The organism is Mesorhizobium sp. M7A.F.Ca.US.006.04.2.1, assembly GCF_004022915.1.
Classification (GTDB): domain Bacteria; phylum Pseudomonadota; class Alphaproteobacteria; order Rhizobiales; family Rhizobiaceae; genus Mesorhizobium; species Mesorhizobium ciceri.
This window is the reverse complement of record NZ_RZQA01001464.1, coordinates 1-792: the sequence shown is the minus strand read 5'-3', so window position 1 is coordinate 792 and position 792 is coordinate 1. Positions and strand designations below refer to the sequence as shown.

Below are 792 nucleotides of genomic sequence, written 5' to 3'. Positions count from 1 at the left end.
GGCCTGCTCGAGCCCAAGGGCTATACCGGCTTCGGCCAGGATCAGGACAATGTCGTGCTGATGCCGCTGCACGCCTACCAGCGCCGCATCGCCGGCAACCGCGACATCGACAACATCTACATCGCCGCCGATGACCGCACGCCGACCAGCGAGCTGCAGCCGCGCGTCGAGGACATTCTGCGCGACGCCAGACGCATCACGCCCGATCGTGAAAGCGATTTCGCCATCCGCGACATGACCCAGATCGCCGACGCCATGGCCAGCGCCACCACCACCATGACCGGCATGCTGGGCGCCGTCGCCGGCGTCAGCCTGCTGGTCGGCGGCATCGGCATCATGAACATCATGCTGGTGTCGGTCACCGAACGCACCCGCGAGATCGGCATCAGGCTCGCCATCGGCGCGCATGAAAAGCACATCCTGATCCAGTTCCTGGTCGAGGCCACGGTGCTGTCGCTGCTCGGCGGCATCATCGGCATCCTGATCGGGCTGGCGCTGGCCGGCCTCGCCGCGGTGACGCTGACCATCCCGTTTGCGCCGAGCCCGGCGGTGATCCTGCTCGCCGTCGGCTTTTCCGCCCTGATCGGCATGGTGTTCGGCTTCTTCCCGGCGCTGCGCGGCGCCAGGCTCGACCCGATCGACGCACTTAGGCACGAATAGGGCAACCGGCCGAAACGCGGCCGGCGCTCCGACGGGTTTTTGCACAATCTTCGACATTTCCACCCAGCCCCGCCACTGTCGTCGCGCCGTTCATGATGCTAGGGCAATTCACGCTTGGGTGGAGGAATAGCC

At 66.2% G+C, this 792-nt stretch carries 1 protein-coding gene; it reads left to right on the top strand.

Annotation, left to right across the window (positions count from 1 at the left end; all coding sequences use genetic code 11):
- The coding region (locus tag EN925_RS38085) for an FtsX-like permease family protein (protein WP_128337479.1) at positions 1–660 on the top strand (660 nt) is incomplete at its 5' end.
- Positions 661–792 lie beyond the last annotated feature (132 nt).